17 protein-coding genes are annotated in these 21,518 nt (G+C 61.6%); 8 read left to right on the top strand and 9 right to left on the bottom strand.

Annotated elements, in window-relative coordinates; genetic code table 11:
* Nucleotides 1-12 precede the first annotated feature (12 nt).
* The gene (locus tag GH665_RS06030; protein WP_153135079.1) at nt 13-1,593 is read left to right on the top strand and encodes a methyl-accepting chemotaxis protein; all 1,581 of its coding nucleotides are present in this window, start codon (nt 13-15) and stop codon (nt 1,591-1,593) included.
* On the opposite strand, the gene GH665_RS06025 is transcribed toward GH665_RS06030, so the two are convergent.
* From GH665_RS06025 to GH665_RS06010, 4 genes are all read right to left on the bottom strand, one after another.
* Nucleotides 1,590-1,970, bottom strand: a complete 381-nt coding sequence (locus GH665_RS06025; RefSeq protein ID WP_153135078.1) for a DUF5594 family protein — start codon at nt 1,968-1,970, stop codon at nt 1,590-1,592. The two genes, GH665_RS06030 and GH665_RS06025, sit on opposite strands and share 4 nt — an antisense overlap.
* 495 nt (nt 1,971-2,465) lie before the next feature.
* The gene (locus GH665_RS06020; protein WP_221306501.1) at nt 2,466-2,753 is read right to left on the bottom strand and encodes a hypothetical protein; all 288 of its coding nucleotides are present in this window, start codon (nt 2,751-2,753) and stop codon (nt 2,466-2,468) included.
* Nucleotides 2,754-2,850: 97 nt separating this feature from the next.
* Nucleotides 2,851-3,039: a hypothetical protein gene (locus tag GH665_RS06015; protein WP_153135077.1), complete on the bottom strand. Its 189-nt coding sequence runs from the start codon at nt 3,037-3,039 to the stop codon at nt 2,851-2,853.
* Between the two features lie 115 nt (nt 3,040-3,154).
* Nucleotides 3,155-4,063: a LysR family transcriptional regulator gene (locus tag GH665_RS06010; protein WP_153135076.1), complete on the bottom strand. Its 909-nt coding sequence runs from the start codon at nt 4,061-4,063 to the stop codon at nt 3,155-3,157.
* 166 nt (nt 4,064-4,229) lie between these two features.
* Between GH665_RS06010 and GH665_RS06005 the strand changes: the two genes are divergently transcribed.
* The 4 genes from GH665_RS06005 to GH665_RS05990 all read left to right on the top strand — a co-directional run bounded on the left by GH665_RS06005 (nt 4,230) and on the right by GH665_RS05990 (nt 10,533).
* The gene (locus GH665_RS06005) at nt 4,230-6,350 is read left to right on the top strand and encodes a 3-hydroxyacyl-CoA dehydrogenase NAD-binding domain-containing protein (RefSeq protein WP_153135075.1); all 2,121 of its coding nucleotides are present in this window, start codon (nt 4,230-4,232) and stop codon (nt 6,348-6,350) included.
* Nucleotides 6,351-6,447: 97 nt separating this feature from the next.
* Nucleotides 6,448-7,656, top strand: a complete 1,209-nt coding sequence (locus tag GH665_RS06000; protein ID WP_153135074.1) for an acyl-CoA dehydrogenase family protein — start codon at nt 6,448-6,450, stop codon at nt 7,654-7,656.
* Between the two features lie 12 nt (nt 7,657-7,668).
* A complete protein-coding gene (locus GH665_RS05995; protein WP_153135073.1) occupies nt 7,669-8,799 on the top strand; it encodes an acyl-CoA dehydrogenase family protein in 1,131 nt (376 codons plus the stop codon).
* Nucleotides 8,800-8,952: 153 nt separating this feature from the next.
* Nucleotides 8,953-10,533 (top strand): aspartate:alanine exchanger family transporter, encoded by a 1,581-nt coding sequence (locus GH665_RS05990; RefSeq protein WP_153135072.1) that lies wholly within the window; start codon nt 8,953-8,955, stop codon nt 10,531-10,533.
* Between the two features lie 20 nt (nt 10,534-10,553).
* Here the strand turns inward: GH665_RS05990 and GH665_RS05985 are convergent, their stop codons facing one another.
* Nucleotides 10,554-12,227 (bottom strand): hypothetical protein, encoded by a 1,674-nt coding sequence (locus tag GH665_RS05985; RefSeq protein ID WP_153135071.1) that lies wholly within the window; start codon nt 12,225-12,227, stop codon nt 10,554-10,556.
* A 560-nt stretch (nt 12,228-12,787) separates the two neighbouring features.
* On the opposite strand from GH665_RS05985, the gene GH665_RS05980 reads away from it, so the two are divergent.
* The gene (locus tag GH665_RS05980) at nt 12,788-14,494 is read left to right on the top strand and encodes a phosphodiester glycosidase family protein (protein WP_217361863.1); all 1,707 of its coding nucleotides are present in this window, start codon (nt 12,788-12,790) and stop codon (nt 14,492-14,494) included.
* 50 nt (nt 14,495-14,544) lie between these two features.
* On the opposite strand, the gene GH665_RS05975 is transcribed toward GH665_RS05980, so the two are convergent.
* From GH665_RS05975 to GH665_RS05960, 4 genes are read right to left on the bottom strand one after another with little or no spacing between them, the layout of a single operon-like run.
* Nucleotides 14,545-16,041 (bottom strand): efflux transporter outer membrane subunit, encoded by a 1,497-nt coding sequence (locus tag GH665_RS05975; RefSeq protein ID WP_153135069.1) that lies wholly within the window; start codon nt 16,039-16,041, stop codon nt 14,545-14,547.
* 10 nt (nt 16,042-16,051) lie between these two features.
* Entirely contained in the window at nt 16,052-17,197 is a 1,146-nt protein-coding gene (locus tag GH665_RS05970) for an ABC transporter permease (RefSeq protein ID WP_153135068.1), read from the bottom strand.
* Complete coding sequence (locus GH665_RS05965; protein WP_153135067.1) at nt 17,194-18,192, bottom strand: ABC transporter ATP-binding protein; 999 nt, start codon at nt 18,190-18,192, stop codon at nt 17,194-17,196. Before GH665_RS05965 ends, GH665_RS05970 begins: the two co-directional genes overlap by 4 nt.
* Complete coding sequence (locus tag GH665_RS05960) at nt 18,189-19,214, bottom strand: HlyD family secretion protein (protein WP_217361862.1); 1,026 nt, start codon at nt 19,212-19,214, stop codon at nt 18,189-18,191. Before GH665_RS05960 ends, GH665_RS05965 begins: the two co-directional genes overlap by 4 nt.
* Nucleotides 19,215-19,433: 219 nt before the next feature.
* Here GH665_RS05960 and GH665_RS05955 point away from each other — a divergent pair, with 219 nt between their 5' ends.
* Nucleotides 19,434-20,255: a leucine-rich repeat domain-containing protein gene (locus GH665_RS05955; protein ID WP_167530916.1), complete on the top strand. Its 822-nt coding sequence runs from the start codon at nt 19,434-19,436 to the stop codon at nt 20,253-20,255.
* Nucleotides 20,256-20,472: 217 nt separating this feature from the next.
* Nucleotides 20,473-21,411, top strand: a complete 939-nt coding sequence (locus tag GH665_RS05950) for a S66 peptidase family protein (RefSeq protein WP_167530976.1) — start codon at nt 20,473-20,475, stop codon at nt 21,409-21,411.
* The last annotated feature ends 107 nt before the right edge of the window (nt 21,412-21,518 follow it).

Here is a 21,518-nt window from a genome sequence, read left to right as displayed (position 1 = left end):
AAGGAAATCGCAGTGACGTTCTATAGAAATCTGAAAATCGCCGTCAAGCTGGCGCTGCTGGGCGCGGTGCTGCTAATGGCAACGACGGTGGTGGGTCTGGAAGGCTGGCACGCCTTGACGAATACGCATGCGCTGCAAATTCAGTCCGCGCAAACGCTCAGCCAGTATGCACAAGCTGCCGACACGGCGCGCGTCGCGCAGGTCGAGTTCAAGAAGCAGGTGCAGGAATGGAAGGACCTGTTGCTGCGCGGCGCCGATCCGGCCGCGTTCGCCCGTTACCGTGACGCCTTCAGCAAGGAAAGCAGCACGACACACGCCGCTTTGCTTCGATTGAAGGATCAGCTAGGTGCGTTGGATGCCAACGCCGATGGCGTCGACAAGGCGCTCGCCACCCACGCCGCGCTGCAGGACAGCTACCTCGACGCGCTCAAACGCTATGACACGGCCGATCCGAATACGGCACACGTTGTAGACGGGCTCGTCAAAGGCATCGACCGCGCGCCGACCGCCGCTATCGACGACATCGTCGCCTCGGTGATGCAGCAGGCGCAAGACTCCAACGTGCGCACGAACGAGGCCGCGGAACATGCGTATGCGCTCGCCTGCGTGCTGCTTCTGTCGGTCGTGACCGGCTCGCTCGGGGTGGGCACGTTCGCGATCTGGTTCCTGAGCCGCAGCATCACGCTGCCGGTCAGACAGGCGGTGGGGGTCGCGCAAGCGGTCGCGGCAGGCGATCTGCGCGCCGATGTTGTCGTGGTGAGCCGCGACGAAACCGGCCAGCTGCTGGTCGCGCTCAACGAAATGAATCATCGCTTGCGGCACATCGTCAGCGAGATTCGCGAAGGCGCGCATACGATTTCGTCGGCGACGCAGGAGATTGCCGCGGGCAACCTCGATCTGTCGGCACGTACCGAACAACAGGCCGCGTCGCTCGAAGAAACCGCCGCGTCGATGCAGCATTTCACCGACTCGGTTCAGCGCAACGCCAGCAACGCACGCGAGGCCACTACCCTCGCGCAAACCGCGGCGCAAGCGGCGCGCGACGGTGGCGCCGTGATGACCGACGCGGTGCGCACCATGGGCCAGATCGACGCGGCGTCGAAGCGTATCGTCGACATCATCGCGGTGGTCGAAGCGATTGCCGCGCAGACCAATATTCTGGCGCTCAACGCGGCCGTTGAAGCGGCGCGTGCCGGCACTCAAGGGCGCGGCTTCGCAGTGGTCGCAAGCGAAGTGCGCAGTCTCGCCCAACGCTCGGCCGATGCCGCGCGCGAAATCAAGGCGCTGATTCGCGAGTCGGTTGCCACCATCGACGCCGGCACGCAGTTGATCAACCACGCAAGCAATACGATGGACGGCGTGGTGCAAAGCGCGGGCAGCGTGACACGCATCGTCGAGGCGATCGCGACGGCCAGCGTCGATCAGGCTGCGGGCATTGCGGAGGTGAACGATGCGGTCACACAAATGGATCAGGTGACGCAGAGCAACGCGGCGTTGGTCGAGCAGGCAGCCGCGGCAGCCGATGCGGTGCAGAGCAAGGCATCGGGTCTGGTGCAAAGCGTGAGTTTCTTCCGGATCGGCACGGCCTCTTAAGAGCCGAAATCGAGGCCGCCGATCAATATGGTCGGCTCGCCCTGGGTGTGCGACAGAAAATCCAGTTCGCGCACGTGGCGCCACGCTTCGAGCTTGCGTGGCAACGCAGCCAGATAGCCGGCGAAGCGTGCCGGTCCTTCGGGCCCCATCAGCCGTTCGATCTCGTCGCTATCCCAGGTCAGGAACAGGTTGAGCGGATGCGGGTAGTGGCCGAGTCCTTCGAGCGGCGCTGCGTGAATCCGTACGCTTGTGGGGTGGCCGTGGCCGCCGTAAGGCAGTACTTCGGTGTGCACGGTGGTGGCGAAACAGGCAGCGATTGCCTCGGCAATGCGAGGGGCGAACTGTTCGTCGAAACGGGCGGCACTCTCGGGGCGCATCTATGTCTCCGGCGTTCTGTATGGTGTTCGGAGCATCGTAGCATGGGGGCGAAGTGGGCCCGCTGGGTGCGGGTTTGCCCGGCAATTGCGTCGAGACAGGCTGGTGGGGTTTTGGCCTTTTCTTGCTTTGGTAGTGGTCTATTAGCGTTGCCCCTGTGCGGGGCGGCACCTACTTTTCTTTGCCTGCCGCAAAGAAAAGTAGGCAAAAGAAAGCGGCTTTACACCGCCAGCTCATAAGCGGGTCCCCCGCGCAGCCACGGTAGTGGTGCATCTGGAATCTGTGTTCCCGCACACTCCCCGTTAGTGACAAGGCGCTCATCAGCTCCCACTCCGCACTACGTGCATCGCGGACGGGTCTGCCAGGGAAACCTAGGGAGCGTTGCGCTACCGTTTCCTGGTGTGCCTCACTGATCGAATTGTCGTGTGTCGCGTCGCGCTCGAATAATGTCGTCGTTTCTACTCGCGCTATTCGATCACGTCCGTGACATATCCTCGTCAGGAACGTAGTACGCCTTTCAGGCGCCCCAGTTCGGCAGGTCGGGTGTACGAGCGGTAGAGTTCGCCTACTGTTCCAAACGCCAGGGCCGGTTTGAGCGTGGCGCCAGGGAGCGCGTCTGTAATCCAGTCAAAAGCATTCATTTCACGCTGGGCAGCATGAACCGCTGCAGTGAGCACCGTCAAGGCTCGCTCGGCGGAATGGCCGCCGAGGTCAAGGAAGCAACTCTCAAATGGATGCTTCGTGGCAGGTTCGACGACATGTAACACCGATTTTCGAGCGTCCAAATCAATCTCCTACGCGGATTGCAACTCCTGTATATCAACCGAATGTGACAATGCATCGTTCTCATTCAGTAAAAAATTGGACTCGGGATTGCCGCACTCACCCCGCGCGTTTGTTGCGTTGACCGCGATTTGCGCGCCAGCGAATCAGGAAGCCGACCAGCGCGGCGAAACCCGCCGTGCCCGCATAGCCAGCGAGACGGATGGCGTCCTCGCCCGGCAAACGCGAGACCAACACAATGACAATGGCGATTGCAAGCAACGCGAAACATGCGATTGACCATTTCATCTGTGTCTCCCCCGAGATTCGTGTGCTGCCACCTGCACGGCTATCGCGCCGTTTCGTCAAGCATACCGCGAGCAAGGCAGCGGTGTAACCAGGAAGAAAATCGCTCCGCTCCGGCTCAGCCGGCGCCGCATCTCCCGCTGCCGTGCGCCTGCTCCAGAATGAACTCGATAAAACTCGCCGCGGCCCGCGTGTGATGACGATTCGGCATATAGAGCATGTACATGTTCGTACCGAAGATGCTTAAACGCCATTCATCCAGCGCCGTCACCACAGCGCCGCGACGCAGGTCGTCCTGCACCACGTAGTCCGGCACCAGTCCGACACCCAGGCCCGCCAGCACCGCCTGACGCAAGAACAGAAAGTTTTCCGAAATAATCGCCGGTTCGAGCAGCACTTCATGGCGCTCTTCACGCAAATACGCGGCCACCCGCAACTGTCTGCCAACCACCGCCGACGTAATCACCGGCGCCGTGCGCAAATCGTCAAGCCGCGCCGGCATGCCACGGCTTCCGGCAAAATCCGGCGAAGCACACGCAACGTAGCGCACCGGCCCCATGTCGCGCGCGACGAGATTCTGCGGCGGTTCGGACATCACCCGAACCGCAATGTCGACCTCGTCGCGCATCAGATCCTCAACGCGATTCTCAAACATCACGTCGAGCACGATGCCGGGATAGAGACGCTTGAACGCGATCAGCCAATCCGACATCACCAGTTGCCCATAGCCGCTCGGCACACTCAATCGCACCCGCCCCTGCAAGCTCTGCCCGAGCGTGGTAACCGACTCGCGCGCAGCCAGCAGCGCGTTCTGGATCGTGCGGCCATGCTCGTATAACTGCAGGCCGATTTCAGTCGCCTCGACCCGGCGTGTGGTGCGCCTCACGAGTTGCAGGCCGATCGAGCGCTCTAACTGGTTCAGGTGATAACTCACGTTCGCCCGGCTCATTTTCAGCCGGCGGGCAGCTTCGCTCAGGTTGCCTGCATCGAGGATATCAACCAGCAGGGTCAGCGAATTGACGTCCATGATGCTGCCTTTGTCAAAATAATTTTGACAGTCTGTCAACGGTCTATGTAATTGTCAATAAACCTTGACCAACCGAGAATCGGAGAATTCGCCAGACCCGGTATGCCCCGCTCTGGCTCGATTTGATCCGATTTGATTCGCTAGCAAACAGTCAGGAGACGACACGATGACCCCCACCCCTTCCGCCGACGTTGTCACGCGCGAACTGCGCGGCAAAGTCCTGCTGGTCACCATCGACCATCCGCCGGTCAACGCGCTGTCCGCCGACGTGCGGCGCGGCCTGCTCGCCGCCATCGAAGCCGCGGAGACCGACAAGGCCGTCGAGGCGGTGCTGATCGTCGGCGCCGGGCGCAATTTCATCGCGGGTGCGGATATTCGCGAGTTCGGCAAGCCGCCGGTGCCGCCTTCGCTGCCGGACGTGTGCAATCAAATCGAAGCGTGTTCGAAGCCGGTGGTGGCCGCGATCCACGGCGCCGCGCTCGGTGGCGGGCTGGAAGTGGCCCTCGCGGCACACTACCGGCTTGCCGTGGATGGCGCGAAGCTCGGTTTGCCCGAGGTACAGCTCGGCCTGCTGCCGGGCGCGGGTGGCACACAGCGCACGCCGCGCCTGGTCGGCGCGCAGGCGGCCCTTGACCTGATCCTGAGCGGCCGCCATGCCGGCGCGAAGGAAGCGCTCGCGCTCGGCCTCATCGACCGGCTCGGCAGCAGCGACGACATCCTCGCAGAAGGCCTCGCCTATGTGCACGAACTACTGGCCGCTCACGCGCCGGTACGCCGCACGCGCGACGCCGCCGCACTAAGCGACCGCGCCGCGAGCCTCGCCGCCGTCACCGCGGCGCGCGCGGAAACGGCGAAGAAATCGCGTGGCCTGTTCTCTCCGCTCAAGATCGTCGATGCCGTGCAAGCGGCTGTCGAACAAACATTCGAAGACGGCCTGCGGCTCGAGCGCAAACTGTTCCTGGAATGCCTCGATAGCCCGCAGCGCGCCGGCCTGATTCACGCGTTCTTTGCCGAACGCGAGGTGCTCAAGGCGCCGGAAACACGCGACGCAAAGCCACGCGCACTGAACCGGATCGGCGTAGTGGGCGGCGGCACCATGGGCGCGGGTATCGCCGTCGCCGTGCTCGATGCCGGCTTGCCCGTAACGATGATCGAACGCGACGACGCGTCGCTCGCACGCGGCCGCGCGCACATCGAAAAGGTCTACGACGGCCTGATCGCCAAAGGCCGCATGACTGCTGAGAAGAAAGCGGACGTGATGACGCGCTGGCAGGGCAGCACCTCGTACGACGCGCTCGCCGACGCCGATCTGGTGATCGAAGCCGTATTCGAGGACCTGTCGGTGAAACAAGCCGTATTCGCTGAACTCGACCGTGTCTGCAAAGCCGGCTCGGTGCTCGCCACCAACACGTCGTATCTCGACATCGACGCGATTGCCTCCAGCATTTCGCGCCCCGCGGACGTGATCGGCCTGCACTTCTTCTCGCCCGCCAACATCATGAAGCTGCTGGAAGTGGTCGTGCCGAAGCAGGTCAGCGCAGACGTGGTGGCCACGGCCTTCGAACTCGCGAAGAAGCTGCGCAAGACACCGGTGCGGGCCGGCGTGTGCGACGGCTTTATCGGCAATCGCGTGCTGGCGGTGTATCGCAGCGCGGCGGACGCGATGATGGAAGACGGTGCGTCGCCCTATCAGATCGATGCGGCCGTGCGTGCGTTCGGCTTCCCGATGGGCCCGTTCCAGGTAGTCGATCTGGCGGGCGGCGACATTGGCTGGGCCACGCGCAAGCGGCGCGCCGCCACCCGCAACCCCGACGCACGCTACGTGCAGATCGCCGACCGTCTTTGCGAACGCGGCTGGTTCGGCCAGAAGACCGGCCGTGGTTTCTATCTGTACCCCGAAGGTTCGCGCACCGGCACGCCCGACCCCGAGGTCGAAGCCATCATCGAAGCCGAGCGTGAGCGCGCCGGCGTCACGCCGCGTACGTTCACCGACGAAGAAATCATCCGCCGTTACATGGCCGTCATGATCAACGAAGGGGCAAACGTCGTGCACGAAGGCATCGCGCTGCGCCCGCTCGACGTCGACGTAACCTTCCTCTATGGCTACGGTTTTCCGCGCTATCGTGGCGGCCCGATGAAATACGCCGATACGGTTGGTCTCGCCACGGTTCTCGCCGACATTCGCGAGTTCGCGAGAGAAGACCCGCTCTTCTGGCGCGCGTCGCCGTTGCTGGTCGACCTGGTCGAACGCGGCGCCGATTTCGCGAGCCTCAACCAGACAGCTTGAGAGCGCCCGTCATCTGGCGCATGCTGACCGGTGACGGCCTGAGCCTAACCGGTCAGCCGGCCCACGGGCCCGCTAAACATCAAGGAAAAAACCCATCATGGATCTGAACTTCACGCCTGACGAAGAGGCTTTTCGCGCCGACGTACAGCGCTTTTTGCACGACAAGCTCCCGCAACGGCTCGCCGTCAAGGTACACGGCGGCCGCCGTCTCACACGCGACGACATGGCCGAATGGCACGCGATTCTCAACGCGCAAGGCTGGCTCGCCAATCATTGGCCGAAGGAGTACGGCGGCCCAGGCTGGAACGCCGTGCAGAAATTTATCTTCGAGAACGAATGCGCGTTGGCGGGTGCGCCGCGTGTCGTGCCGTTCGGCGTCAACATGCTCGGGCCGGTATTGATCAAATACGGCAACGAGGCGCAAAAACAGCACTGGTTGCCACGCATTCTCGACGGCTCCGACTGGTGGTGCCAAGGCTACTCGGAACCGGGCGCGGGCTCGGACCTCGCCTCGGTCAAGACCACCGCGATACGCGGCAGCGACGCGCAAGGCGAGCACTACATCGTCAACGGTCAGAAAACATGGACCACGCTCGGCCACTACGCGAACATGATCTTCTGCCTCGTGCGCAGCGCGACCGACGTGCGCAAGCAGGAAGGCATCAGCTTACTGCTGATCGACATGAATACGCCCGGTGTCGAAGTGCGCCCGATCATCACGCTCGACGGCGAGCACGAAGTCAACGAGGTGTTTTTCACGGACGTCCGCGTGCCCGTCGAGAACCTCGTGGGCGAAGAAAACAAGGGCTGGACCTACGCCAAATATCTGCTCACGTACGAGCGGACCAATATCGCGGGCGTCGGCTTCTCGGTGGCCGCCTTCAACCGGCTGCGCAAGATCGCTGCGAAACAGCGGCGCAACGGCAGGCCGCTGGCGGATGATCCGTCGTTTGCCGCCCGCATGGCGCGCGTCGAGATCGATCTGGAGAACATGAAGACCACCAACCTGCGCGTGATCGCAGCAGTAGCCGGCGGCGGTGTGCCGGGTGCCGAAAGTTCAATGCTGAAGATTCGCGGCACCGAGATCCGCCAGGAAATCTCTTCGCTGACGCGCCGCGCGATGGGACCGTATGCGCAGCCGTTTGTCGAGGAAGCCTTGTACGACGGTTTCGAAGGCACGCCGGTCGGCCCCGACGAAGCGGCAAGCGCTGCGTCGCTTTACTTCAATAACCGCAAGCTGTCGATCTTCGGCGGCTCCAACGAAATCCAGAAGAACATCATTTCCAAAATGATCCTGGGACTTTAAGGGGCGAACGCCATGAATTTTCAGCACACCGAAGACCGCCGCATGCTGGCGGATACGCTCAACCGCTTCATCACGGAGCAATACAGGTTCGAAACCCGCGACCGGATTGCACGCTCGCCCGAAGGCTTTAGCACCGACCTATGGAATCGATTTGCGGAACTCGGCATTGTCGGCGCGTTGTTCGATGAAGCGGATGGCGGTTTTGGCGGCGGCGGTTTCGATATCGCGGTCGTATTCGAATGTCTGGGTCGCGGACTCGTGGTCGAGCCGTTTCTCGATACGCTCATGGTCGGCCAGGCAATCGCCCATGGCGGCAATGAAACGCAAAAGGCCACGCTGGGCGATCTGATCGACGGCTCCCGCATCGTGGCGCTCGCGCATGGCGAGCCGGACGGCCACTACGAACTCTCACGCGTAACGACACGCGCGGAACGCAACGGGAACCAGTGGAAGCTTAGCGGCGCGAAAGCGGTGGTCCAGCAAGGCGAGAACGCTGCCCTCTTTCTCGTCTCGGCACGCACAGCCGGTGCTGAAGATGAAGAAGCCGGCATCACCCTCTTTCTCGTCCCGCGCGACGCAGCAGGTGTCAGCGTGCGCGGCTACCGCAAGATCGACGGCGGCCGTGCAGCCGAGGTCACGTTCGACAATGTCACGCTGAGTGATGACGCCATACTCGGTATGACGGGTGAAGGTTTTGCGACGCTCGAATACGCGATCAGTTGCGGCGTGCTTGCCTTGTGCTCCGAAGCGGTGGGCGCGATGGATGTCGCGAAAGATTACACGCTCGAGTATCTGCGCACACGCAAGCAGTTCGGCGTGCCGATCGGCAGCTTCCAGGCCTTGCAGCATCGGATGGCCGATCTGCTGCTCGAGATCGAACAGGCACGCTCGGCGGTGATCAACGGCGCGGCAGCGCTTGAGTCTGAACGCACGGTGCGGGAACGCGCCATTTCAGCGGCAAAGTACAGCATTGGCAGGATTGGCGCGTTGGTCGCCGAGGAGTGCATTCAACTGCATGGCGGTATCGGCATGACATGGGAGTTGCCACTGGCTCACTATGCAAAACGCCTCGTGATGATCGACCATCAACTGGGCGATGAAGATCACCATCTCGAACGGTATATCGCACTCGGCAAAGGTTGAGGCCCGGTTTCAAACACAAGGAAAAAAACCGCAATCTGTTAGATACTGGCGAACATCCCGCCCGCGAGGGCGGCTCTCTGACTCATTCAGCATAAGCAGCGCAGTCGCAGGAAACCGGCAGAACCCGACGTCTCACCCCCTATCGGAGGCAACGTGGATTTCCTGAAGACGCTTCTCGAGCAGCAGCCTTTAATGACGTTGTTCCTTACCATCGCGGTAGGTTATTTCGTCGGCGAAATCAATATCAAAGGGTTTTCACTTGGCGTCGGCGCTGTGTTGTTCGTTGCACTCGCCGCCGGCTGGTTCGCGCCAAAATCGGCACCTGCACCGATGATCGGCACGCTCGGCTTGTCGCTCTTCCTCTACACGGTCGGCGTGCAGTACGGCAAACAGTTTTTCCTCGGGCTGACCAGCGCCGCCGGCCGGCGTGCGAACATTCTCGCGTTGATCGGCGTGCTATGCGCGGGGGCAGCGAGCTTCGCGATTCAGAGAATCATGCACCTGAATCCGGGCTATGCACTCGGTCTCTTCTCCGGTTCGGGCACCAGCACGGCTGCGTTGCAGGCGGCCATTGCAAGCCTCGGCACCGAAGACGCAGCAGTCGGCTATTCGGTATCCTACCCATTTGGCGTGGCTGGTCCGATCCTGTTGCTCTATCTGGCGTTCGCGATCCTCGCGCCGAAGATCAGAACGGCCTCCAACACCGGCCTTGAAATCCTCGAAATCGCGCTGCGCAATCCTGTTTTCAGCGGCAAGACGCTCGGCGAGACGGTTGCCGCCCTACCCGCCAACGTACAGATCGTCGCGGTACGCAGCGCGCATCACAACGCGCCGGCCACGCCTGAACTCGTGCTGACTGAGAACGATGTGGTGCTCGCCGTCAGTCCGGAAAAAGATGCGCTCGCCGAAGCCCGCAAGCGGCTCGGCGAAGCAGCCCCTGGACGGGTTCTGCGAGACCGTGGCGATCTCGACTATCTGCGTGTGTTCGCGTCGCGGGCGAATGTAGTGGGCCGCACACTCGGCGAACTGAAGATGCCGGACGGTTCGATCGTCGCGCATGTGCGGCGCGGCGACGCGGACGTCATGCCAAACCCCGATCTCATCCTCGAATACGGCGATCGTGTTGGCTTGCTGACACAGCGCGCGGCGTTTCCGGCATTGCGGACCTTCTTTGGCGATTCGATCAAGGGCACCGCCGAGTTCAGCTACATTTCGGTCGGTCTGGGGATGGCGCTGGGTTTTCTGGTCGGGGCGATCCAGATTCCGCTGCCGGGTCTGGGCAAGCTCGCGCTCGGCCTATGCGGCGTGTTGATCGTGGCGCTCGTGTTAGGCAAACTGCGCCGAACCGGCAGCGTCAACTGGACGATGCCGCTGCCCGCGAACCTCGTGCTGCGCAACCTCGGGCTGACGATTTTTCTTGCGCAGGTCGGCATGGCGTCAGGGCCGAAGTTCGCCGCAACTGTCTCGCAGACCGGATTGCTGATGCTTGCGCTTGGTGCGATCGTGCTCCTCGCGCTGGGCGTGCCGGTTCTGATCCTGGGCCTCCTGGTGTACCGGCTGCCCTACGACGAAGTGGCGGGTATCGTCGCCGGCGCCTGTGGTAATCCGGCGATCCTTGCTTTCGCCAATAAGCTCACGGCGACCGACAAGCCGGACATCGGCTACGCGATGATCTTTCCGGCTATGACGATCGTGAAGATACTGTTTGTGGATGTTGCGGCGAGGTTATGGTGAAGGGCCGAAAATCTCTTCGACTATGTCTCGTCGCGCTTTGCGATGCCAAGCCTCGTTTCGGCCTCGACGACGTCAAGAAGCGCGTCGACACCGCGTCCGCTGCCATGCACGCCTGTCAGACTCGCAAGCCCGGTGTCGCGTAATACAGCGGCACCGTCGCGGCGGATGCCGATCTGCGCGTCGACCAGTTCATTGCCGCTCTCCGCAGCAAGCGCCCGAATATATTGAAGATGTTCAAGCGTCTGCGCATTCAGGACGGGGCTTTGCTTCGAACCCGCCCGGTAGTTCGACTTCGAATCGAATATCAAGGCTTGTTCCTCGGCAATCCATGCGGGACATCCGAAGATATTGCCGGTACGTCTGATTCGCTCCACAGGATAACCGAGCGCCTGAATCCGGCGCTTGGCTTCCACGATCTGATCCGGCGAGCGGATGAACGACGACCCGTTAGGCGTGCGCTGAATGGTAACGACTACGGGCTCGCCCCAAAGCGGATCGAGAGCCTGGCCTTTGAACGCGACCTTCTCCCTGCCGAAATTCTCAAGCACGCCCAGTCCGCTGGAAGACGGACGGCGCAAATCCGGCTCTGGCGTAATCGAGCGGGCGTAGTTCTCGGCTACCACCTCGAACGCTGCGCCGGGCGGTCCAGGTGAGCGTTTCGCGTGTTCGTCGCGGATATGCGTGAGTGGAACCTGTGTCACGTCGGCGATATCCTCCGCGAGCCGGTCAATGTGCTCCTGGGAAAACGCGCCATCAGGCTCGGCCAAGAACGCAAGCTGCTGCCCATACCGGTACGCGCCCGAAGAGACCACCCGGTAGACGATCTCATGCGCGCTCATCACGTGACCGTCCGCATGGATCGCGCCACGGACGAAGTACGCATCCAGCGGCACATGGAACGCTTCTCCTGCCTGCCCCTTGGGCAAACGCCCATGAGCCGCGAACAGAATATCAGGTGACTTTCGCCAGAGGGTCTGGTGGCAATGCAATACAGTGCGCGGACTGTCCACGGCTTGTGCGACATCGAGCGCAGGCGGCGCTGTGCCCTCCACTTGTATGCCGCCGGTCATATCACCCGTGATGGGGTGCGGAAATCGCATCGCGCGTGCCCGGAGTTCGCGGTAGCCGAGCGAAGCAAGTGCGTCGCCGACAGCACGCTCCAGAGCGGCCGGCGTGTGTGAAATCGATGAGTCGCCATTGATCAGGACAAAACCGTTGCCCGGATGCAGGCCGTACGCGTTGACCGCGTCGACGATCACCCTGCTCAACTGCGCATGTTCTACCGCGTAACCCCCTTCGCTGCGGATCTCGATCGCCGCACAGCCGCCGGCCTGACTGGACTCATCACGATAAACCGCGATGTCGACGTTTGAACCGTCCAGGCTTTGCGCGATCACTGCATGGGATCTGGCCGAATAACTGACGGGGATAAAGGGCGTTGGACCGTCGACCGACCGCAGGGAAAGCGGGGACGCGGCCGCGTTTGCCACGAGTTGTGCCGAGCGTGCCGTGCGAAAAGTGGCGGAGGACACGTTGCCGAGCGCTCCGCCAGCCGCGCGCCTCTCGCGCAAGGCGTCGAGTTCGGCCGGCATCGACGACAGCCGTGAAGCACTGGCCGGCTGCTGCAGTGGTGCTTCCGCAACCGGCTTTTCGATCGGAGATATCGAGTCCGAATCGCTGATTCTCTCAGTCATGACCACACAGCCTCGCGCACGACAACGTACTGCTCACTTCACCCGGCGATCGCTCAGTGTATGTGCGCGACTCGTAGCCGACTCTAAACGCGCGAGGTTATTGCCAGAAAAGCGAAGAGAGCTGGCTAATGGCAAAAGACCTCGGCACTGCACCGCTTCGTGTCGAAGAGGACGGAATGCCCCTCCCGGTCGGCTTTCCTGCCCGGGAGTTCGGGAGCCTCACGAGGGCACCCCAGAACAGAAATTCCCCGAGCACGGCGATCGACATCGCCCCCCGGGGAACATCGGCTTTCGCGATCTTGCCAACACGTGGTCCAGGTGACAACCTCGCCAGACAGGTTGCATCTATTGAGTGAAATCGACTGCTTGTGGAACTCTCCGACAACCTGTGTTACCCAAGGGGCGCTCCAGACTCCTTCGACCGGCAAGGTTCACGCGGACCGGTAAGAAGTCCACCGCGGCTTTCGTCGACCTGAGTTCATCGCGAATACGCAATTGAGCGAAATCCGGCTTTACGCTATCGAATGCCAACATGGTTAGTCATGAAATCGGCCAAAAAGATGCTTCGTACCATGATCGTAAGCCTGGCGCTGCTCACCGCAACCGCGGCACCACTAGCGGGCTGTGGAAGTGACAGTCTGAGCGACAGCCCGCATGACAATCGCAGCAGCAGTCCATGGCAACCCGCCGCTGAGGCCTGGCATTTGCCCGCAGCGGAACTGCCGCTCGGTCCATCTGCGCTACCGGAAGCCCGTACGACAACCCAGTTGACGCGCGGCTTAACGTACTATCACATCGCGCGCGGTCAAACGGCGAGTACCGATTTCTGGACAGTCACGGTGGAATTCGCCGCGACGCAGAGTGCCGCGGCACCGGCGGCGGCGGCAATGGCCGCGGCGGGCTATCAGGTTCGCTACGATTCAGCGGGCTTCGCTCCCGACGGCTCAGCCCTCGGCTTCAATGTGTCAATCGGGCAGTATGCGATCCAGGCCGATGCGCAAGCAGTCGCGCTTGCGATAGCCAAAGCGACCGGCCGCAAGTATCGGCCCACGGTGCGCAACACCGGAACCGACGGCAACGCCACGTCGACCGGACCTTGGCTCGTGAACATTCTAGCCGTCTCGCCGACGTTTAAAGGCAACCTCCAGAACGTCATCGCCGGTGGTAACGAGACGGACGTCGGTGGCATGCTAGGGGTGGGTGGCGAAACGCCTCAAGCGACTGCCGCGCGCCTGGGCGGTATCGCCGCAATCAATGCCGGGTTCTGGTCGACCAATGCTGGCGCTACGGGTGTCGAGTTGAAGGGCGCGGCCAGTACGATCGTGTCCAACGGCAAGCTCGAAGGTATGGCCGCAAACGGAGAAGCCGGTGTGTCATTCACGCAGGTCAACGGGCAGCCGAGCGTGGTCTTTTTACCCAACCTGTCGACCACGGTTACGCTCGCCAACGCGGCAGGCGCGAGCACCCAGATCGTTGGGGTCAACCGGTCGATCCTCGGTCAAATATACAATTGCGGCAGTCCGGGCGCATTACCCGCATCGGGGCGTGCTCACGATTACACCTGCACCAACTACGACGACCTCGTCCTGTACGACGGCAATTTCAACGGCGGCCGCACATCGTCGGTCACTGTCGATGCGGGCTATAGCGGCCTGACCTATGCGATGCTCGTCGACAGTGCCGGCCAGGTCGTGTCGGGGAGCGCAGTGTTGGGTGCAGCGCCGCCTCAGGGCGGCTATGTGCTGCAGGGCCTTGGGACGAGCGCTACGTGGTTGCAGCAGAACGCAACGCCCGGCACGATGCTGAACATCACACCGCGTGTCCAGTCGAACGACACGGCCGTGACGCTGTCGCCCGGCATGTCGCTCGCAGCCGCCGGTCCAATCTTGTTGCCCGCGGCGACGGTTCGGCAAAGAGCTGTCGCGCAGGGCTGGTCGCCCAACTATGCCGGCGTCGATCGATCCGGTTTCTATTGGGGGTGGTTCAACGCACGCAGTCCGCGCACAATGATCGGCAAGGCCCCCGATGGCACCATCCTGATGGTCGAGGTCGATGGACGGCAGCCCGGTCTTGCATTGGGGACAACCATCCAGGAGACGGCGGACGTCATGCAGTGGCTTGGCGCAATATCGGCCGTCAATCTCGATGGCGGTGGTTCAAGTGCGATGATCGTCAACGGCGCGAACGTCGGTCACCCCTCTGACAACTGGCCATCTAATCCGACGCAGCGAGCTGTCGCGTCTTCGCTGGTATTGATCGCCAACTAGAGCATGGATGCCCCGGGAGGCGGCCGTCATACGAACGCTCACGCGTCCTGTCAACGAAGGGAGTCGGGTCGAACGCCGACCGCCTGGTACAAGGCAACCGTATCGACTAGCTGCTGCATGTATTTTTCGATCCGGCGATATGAAGCTGCCAACATTGCGTGCCGGGTGTCGAGTAGGCTTATCAGACTGATGTTTCCCGCCAGATGGCGCTTCGCATCGATGTCCGCACGATGCTCCCCGCGTTCGAGGCTGGCCTCGCTCAGACTCAACTCGTCGGTGTCCTGACGGAGTGCTTCAATGGAATCGGTGACCTGTTGCACCGCCTGAAATACCGCGGTCTGGTAGTCGGCGAGCGTCGCCTCGTACGCGGCCTGGGCGGCGTCCCTGTGGGCCCGCAGTTTGCCGCCGTTGAAGAGCGGTTGCGTCAGCCCCACGCCCACACTCCATACGTTCAGTGAACCCAGCGAATCGAGGATCGAGGTCTGCTGGCTCCCGGCACCGGCCACAAGCGAAATGCCCGGATAGAGCGCGGCGGTGGCGCGCCCCACTTCGGCGTTCGCTACGTGCAGCAACGACGCGGCAGCGCGCACGTCCGGTCTCGACAACGCCAGTTGCGCCGGCTTCACGACGGGCACGGTCGCCGGCAACGTGAGCCTGTCGAGCCGCAGTTCATCGAGCGCATCCGGCAAAGCCTCGACGTTCGCGGGCGAGCGCCCCTCGTAAATGGCAATCCGGCTGCGCAGCCGCGCCATTTCCTTGCGCAGCGCCGGCAATCGCTGGCGCGCCTTTTCAACCTGCTCGTCTCTGGCGATGCGCTCAACCTCCGATATCGCGCCAAGGCGTTCGCTCGCCCGATCGATCTGCCGCTGCTGTTCGCGTATTGCAAGCTGACGCTGCGCAACCTCGGTCATTTGCCTCACGCATGCGAGTCGAATCGCGCTCGCGACGAGATTTGCGGCCAGCATCTGGCGCACCGCTTCAAACTCGTATTTCCGGTATTCCGCCCTCGCCGCCAATGCTTCAAGCGCCCGTCTATTGGCGCCGAAAAGATCGAATACATAGCTAACGCGCACGCTCGTGTCATAGAGCGTGTAGGGCGCAAGGCCAATGCCAGCCGGAAGCGTACCGAGACCTAGCGAATCGGGATTGGACTTCTGCCGCTCGGCTGACATGCTGAGGTCCACCTGCGGAAACTGGTGTCCACCCGATTCGGCCAGATATTCCTGCTGCGCTTCGATTTGTCGCATCGCGGCCTGAGTCAGCGTGAGATTCGACACCAACGCGCGCTCGACGAGCGCGTCAAGCGCAGGTGATCCAAACGCACGCCACCATCGATCTCCAGGAGGCTCCGCCTCGAAGATCAGCCGCTGTGCGCCCTCGTCGTCGGCGTGGCCGCCGCCTGCAATACCTGAGGACCGTTGCATGTCGGGGTAGGTTGAGCCGACCTGCGGCAAGGGCAAGCGAAAATCAGGACCAACCGTACAGCCGGCCATGTTCGTCGCGAGCAGGAGAATGATCGCGGACGTTGCGCGGTTCGGTCGTGCCATGCCCGCCCCTTCAATGCGTGAGGGTTCGCCGGTAGAAACGCACAGTAACGCCGAGCGTCACCACCATCAAAATCATCATCGGCCAGATATGCGGCCACAGCTCCGTCCAACCGGCGCCTTTCAGAAACACGGCGCGTACGATCCGGTTGAAATACGTCAGCGGCAACGTATTGCCGATCGCTTGCGCCCATTTGGGCAGACCCGCGAAGGCGACCATGAAATCGGTCAACAACAAGTTGGGAAGCAGATAGAACGTCGCGAGTTGCATCGCCTGCAGTTGATTCTCCGCGAATGACGACAGCATCACGCTCAACCCGACATTTGAAATGATGAAAAGGAATGAACACGTATAGAGCGCCGCCAGACTGCCTCGTATGGGCACATTAAATAGGAGGTGAGCGCTCATCACGATCATGCTCACCTGAAGCATGCCGATGACGATGTACGGAAGAATCTTTCCTGCCACTACCTCGACAGGAAGAAACGGCATCGCGAGTAGATTCTCCATGGTCCCCCGTTCGCGCTCGCGGGTGATTGCCATCGCCGTCATCATGACCATCGTGGTCGAGAGAATGACCCCCATTAGCCCTGGTATGACGGTGTATTGCGCAATGTTCTCGGGGTTGAAACGTCGATGTATCGTCACCCCGAAGGCCGCGCTTCCTGCCACCAGCGCCTCGAGCGGTCCTTTCAGGTTTTTCCTCAAGGCGGAATCAACGATCGCAGGCAACGTGGCCAGTGCGTTGGCGACCGCTCCCGAATCGCCAGCGTCAACCTCCACTAGCAGTTCTGGATGGAGACCCTTCACCAGATCGCGGCTGAAACCGGCCGGAATCTGAATCACGATCAGCGCCTTGTTCTGCTCCAGGATCTGATCGGCATCGAGACCGGCCGAATCGTCGGCGACAATGTCGAAATACGCCGAAATCGTAAGTGCGGACATGAAGCTTCGCGTGAACTCACTGTCGTCTCGTGCGATCACCTGAGTGGGTAGATGCCTCGGGTCCGAGTTGAGCGCAAAGCCGAATAGCGCCATCTGCAGAAGCGGAAATCCGAGCATCATGGCGAAGGCCAGCCGATCACGGCGAATCTGCAGATACTCCTTGACGGCTATGCTCCACCAGCGTGCGAGCGAGAAACGAGGTTGAGTCGTCATGTGAGAGGTCGGGTGAACTCGGCCGACATCTGCTCACTGGTATCCATGAGATAAATCAATACGTCTTCCAGACGCGTCGGCACGACCTCCACTCTCAGACCAGGCTCGTCCGATGCGAGACACGTCAAGGTCCTGTCGAGCGACGCGTAATCGCACCCACAAACGTACAATCCGCCGCCGAATGCGACCAGCCGCTCCACACCCGGCGCGCCATGCAGTTTCGCTCTCAACCGGCCAGAACTTGCCCCGCTGAGCGCAAGTTTCGATAGGCCTTGCGCTGCGACGATATCGTTGACGGCGCCATGGGCCAAAAGCCGTCCATGGACCAGATACCCGATGCGATTGCATCGTTCCGCCTCGTCCAGGTAGTGTGTGCTGACCAGAATGGTCGTGCCCAGCTCCGCGAGACGATGCAGCTCCTCCCAGAGTTCGCGGCGTTCGTTTGGATCAACCCCGGCAGTCGGTTCGTCGAGAAGCAGCAATTCCGGCTCGTGCATCCATGAAGCCGCCATGGCAAGCCGCTGCTTCCATCCCCCAGACAGTGCCCCTGCCAGTTGGCCGGCGCGCTCGCGCAAGCCGAATTCCTCCAGAGTACGCTCGACAACCGCACGCCGGTTCTCCAGTCCGTACGCACGCGAAACGAAGTCGAGGTTTTCTCGCACTGACAGGTCGCCCCAATACGAGAAGCGCTGCGTCACATACCCCACCTTGCGTCTGAGCGCGACGCTGTCCTGCACGATGTCCAGGCCCAGACAGCGGCCGCGCCCGGAGTCGGGCACAAGAAGACCGCACAGCATGCGCATGCACGTCGTCTTGCCACTTCCGTTCGGACCGAGAAAGCCGAATATTTCGCCGCGCCTGATTTGCAGCGACACGTCCCTGACGGCGTGCCAGTGCCCAAAGTGCTTGTTAAGCAGATGCGTGTCGACCGCCCACTCTTCGCCGCCAGCGTTAGTCGCACTGGCGGAGCGCGTGAAGGCTTCCGCGTAGTTCATCGAACGCTCACTTCAACCGGTACGCCGGGCCGCAACGCGTCCGCTTTGATTGTGCTCGGGCGAGCTTCAACCATATAGACGAGCCTGTCGTCACTGTTGTTGTTGAACACGACAGGCGGCGTATATTCGGCCTTGCTGGATATGAACGTCACTTTTGCATTGAGCCTGGGCACGCCTTCACCCACGACCACGTGCACAATAGCTCCTGGCCGCAGGCTATCGAGCGCCTTGCGCGGGACGAAAAAGCGAACCTTGATACCAGCCACGGGCAGCAACTTGATGACGGGTCGCCCGGCCGGCACCCATTCCCCAAGCCTATATAAAGTGTCGTCGACGGTTCCAGCTACCGGCGTTCGCACGCTGCGCTCATCCAGCATCTGCTGGGCCTGAACGAACGACGCGTAAGCGGCCGCCACGAGCGCCTCCTGCTCCTCGAGTCGATGCGCCCGCGGCGCGAGGCTGTCCAGCACCAATTGCCGCTCGAGCTCCTGCACATGCGCCGCGGCAATGAGCGCGGCCACCTTCGCGTTGTCGGCCTGCTGCTGCGCCACCGCGCCCAGCCCCACTTGTTGCTGGTCGCGTCTCCATTGCGCCGCGGCTCTACGCGCGTCCAGCTTCGCCTGCAGAATTCTCGCCTTGAGAACATCGAGTTCCAGCGAACGCTTACCAGACACCAGATCGGCGAGTCGGGCCTTTGCCGCGAGCCACATTTGCATCGCCCCGTCCACGGCTACCTGCTCGACGGTGGATCTGAGAGAAAAAAGCTCAGTATTCGCGGCGACCTGCTCGCCGCGGCCCACCTGGAGGTTTGCGATTTGACCGGACTGACCCGCGGAGAGATAGATCCAGTCGCCTTCAACATACCCCTGGTATGGCGTGTCACTCGAACGCGAACACGCGACGAGGCCAAGACACAGCAGGATGCAAATCGCGGTGCGTGTAAGCGCGTTCAAATCCGGCTCCGTTTTCGATACCATGATTAGTCGTACCACGCAGTTTGAAGAACCGAGTTCGAATTCCATTGTGAATGGATCAACTGGAGAAAACTCCCCCATCAGTCACATTACGTAAAGCGAGAGAGCGTTCTCTCGTCGGAGCCACACCCGATCCGGGCGACTACCCCTGAGTAACGGCGGCTGGGGTCCGGTTCCACCTCACCGAAGAACAAACTTGTTTGGAACCCTCACTGAAGGTCTCGTTACTCATCAACTATACTAATCATGAAGTGAGGAATGCGACCCATGAATAAATCGATTGAGGGAACACGCAACGGCTCCGTCATTTCCATCGGAACGCAATATAGCGAAGCGCAGAAGAGCGGTTTTGTGGTACGTGCGGCAAAGCACTTTCACAACGCGTTCAATCAGATTCTTCCACCGAGTAGCCGGGGCAACACGGACCAGGTGCCGCTGCGCGCATCGGCGAAGGCGCCCATCGAGCGCATCAATCTGAAGCTCGCCGACTGGGAAAGAGCCTCGCCGGACAGTGAGGCGGTATCCGGCGCGTCGAAAGAGATTCGCGATTTCGTCAGAACTGTGGAAAGCCTGGGCGAAGTGGGCGAGATAAAACTCAAACTCCGCCTTGCGAAACTGGGTCTGGAAGAAGCGCCACCCGTGCTGCCTGACTTGCAGGATCTCTGTGAGCAGCACGGCGTGGTACTGGATGAACTGGACCTGAGCGGCAATAAACTCACCGTGCTGCCCGAGTCGGTTGGTAAACTGCGGGCGCTCACCTCGCTCTCACTGTCCGGGAATCGCTTCACCGAGATCCCGTCCCCGGTAAAGAACCTTTCGGCTCTGCAGACGCTGCAAGCGTTCGAGAACAACATCCAGTCTGTACCCGACTGGTTGCCGGAACTGGGGAACTTACGCTTTCTTCTGCTTGCAGCGAACTCGATAACGAAGATCCCTGCTTCATTGCTTCGCTGTGAAAATCTGACTGTCGTGACATTTGACTTCAATCCCATCAAAGAAGGGCAAGAGGTCATCAGCAAGTTGAGAAAACGGCAAATCGAAACAGCGGACGGTCACGCCAGCATGCTAGGGCAGCGTATTCGCACCTAAGCCGAAGCACTCGACAAGAAAGGTCTGCCCGGGAACACGACCTGTCGAACCTCCGGATCACCGCCGTATCCAACGGACATTGTGACGAGTAGAGATGAACCGACGACACTTCCTGACTCGCACCGGTGCGCTGTCCTTCGCGAGCGCAACCGTTAGCGGGTGCGCTTCTTTCACCTCTCGCGTCGGGTCTCCGTCTACCGAGGTCAGTCTCACACCTGTGCCGGCGCTCAGGTTAGACGCTGGCGTGGCGATCGTTGCGCCTGCTTCGACGGCGCCAGACAAGGTCGATGAAGCGGCGCGCTGGCTCACCTCACACGGCTTCATGGCGCGTGTCATGCCGGCAAGCCGAGCCCCGTTGGCGGCCCCGTTCGAGTATCTGGCCGGCACGGACAACGCGCGACGGGAGGATTTGCATGCAGCCTTTGCCGCACCCGATATCGGTGCGGTGTGGTGCCTGCGGGGCGGCTTTGGCTCATCGCAATTAGTCGACAAGATCGACTATGCGCTGTTGCGCGCAAATCCGAAGCCTTTCGTCGGCTACAGCGACATCACCGCGCTGCATGCGGCCATTCAGCGGCACGCGGGCTTCGTCACATTCCACGGTCCAATGTTGTCGTCAGACTTGCTGGTCAACAAGCGCGCACCCACCGAGACGAATGTATTTGCGATGATCCAGGGAGGCGTCACACAAGGGGCGTGGATCGAGCCGCCAGCGGATTTCACCCTGACCGTACTCGTACCCGGCGTCGCAACCGGGCGATTGGTCGGCGGCAATCTCTCCTTGCATTGCAGTATGCTCGGCACGTCCTATGAAGTGGATACGCGAGATGCCGTTCTCTTTATCGAAGATGTCGGCGAGACACCTTCGAGAATCGACCGCTTACTGACACAACTGCGGCTCGCCGGTAAGTTGGCCACCCTCAAGGGTGTGCTGGTCGGGGATTTTTCCGAGCTCGGCGAGCGACCGGATGACGCTGTCGATCCCGCGGTACTCAATCCACTGTTGCGCAGGACACTTGAACCGCTTGGCATTCCTGTGCTGGCCGGTTGGCCCAGCGGACACTGCGATCCGAATCTGACGCTACCGCTCGGTGCGCGAGTGCGGCTCGATACCGCGCGTCGTGCTTTGCGACTCGAACAACCGGTCGTGATCTGACCGAGGCCGGCCCCTTGATGACGGAATGCCGCTCGGCACCGCCTCCATCCGCACGCGAGCCGCGTTAGGGCGCGCCAAGGCAACGGCTTGCCGGATTAATCGAGCGT

This window comes from Paraburkholderia agricolaris, from assembly GCF_009455635.1.
In the GTDB taxonomy this organism is placed as follows: Bacteria; Pseudomonadota; Gammaproteobacteria; order Burkholderiales; family Burkholderiaceae; genus Paraburkholderia; species Paraburkholderia agricolaris.
Note: the sequence above shows the minus strand (reverse complement) of the source record. Positions and strands in the feature narration are given on the sequence as shown.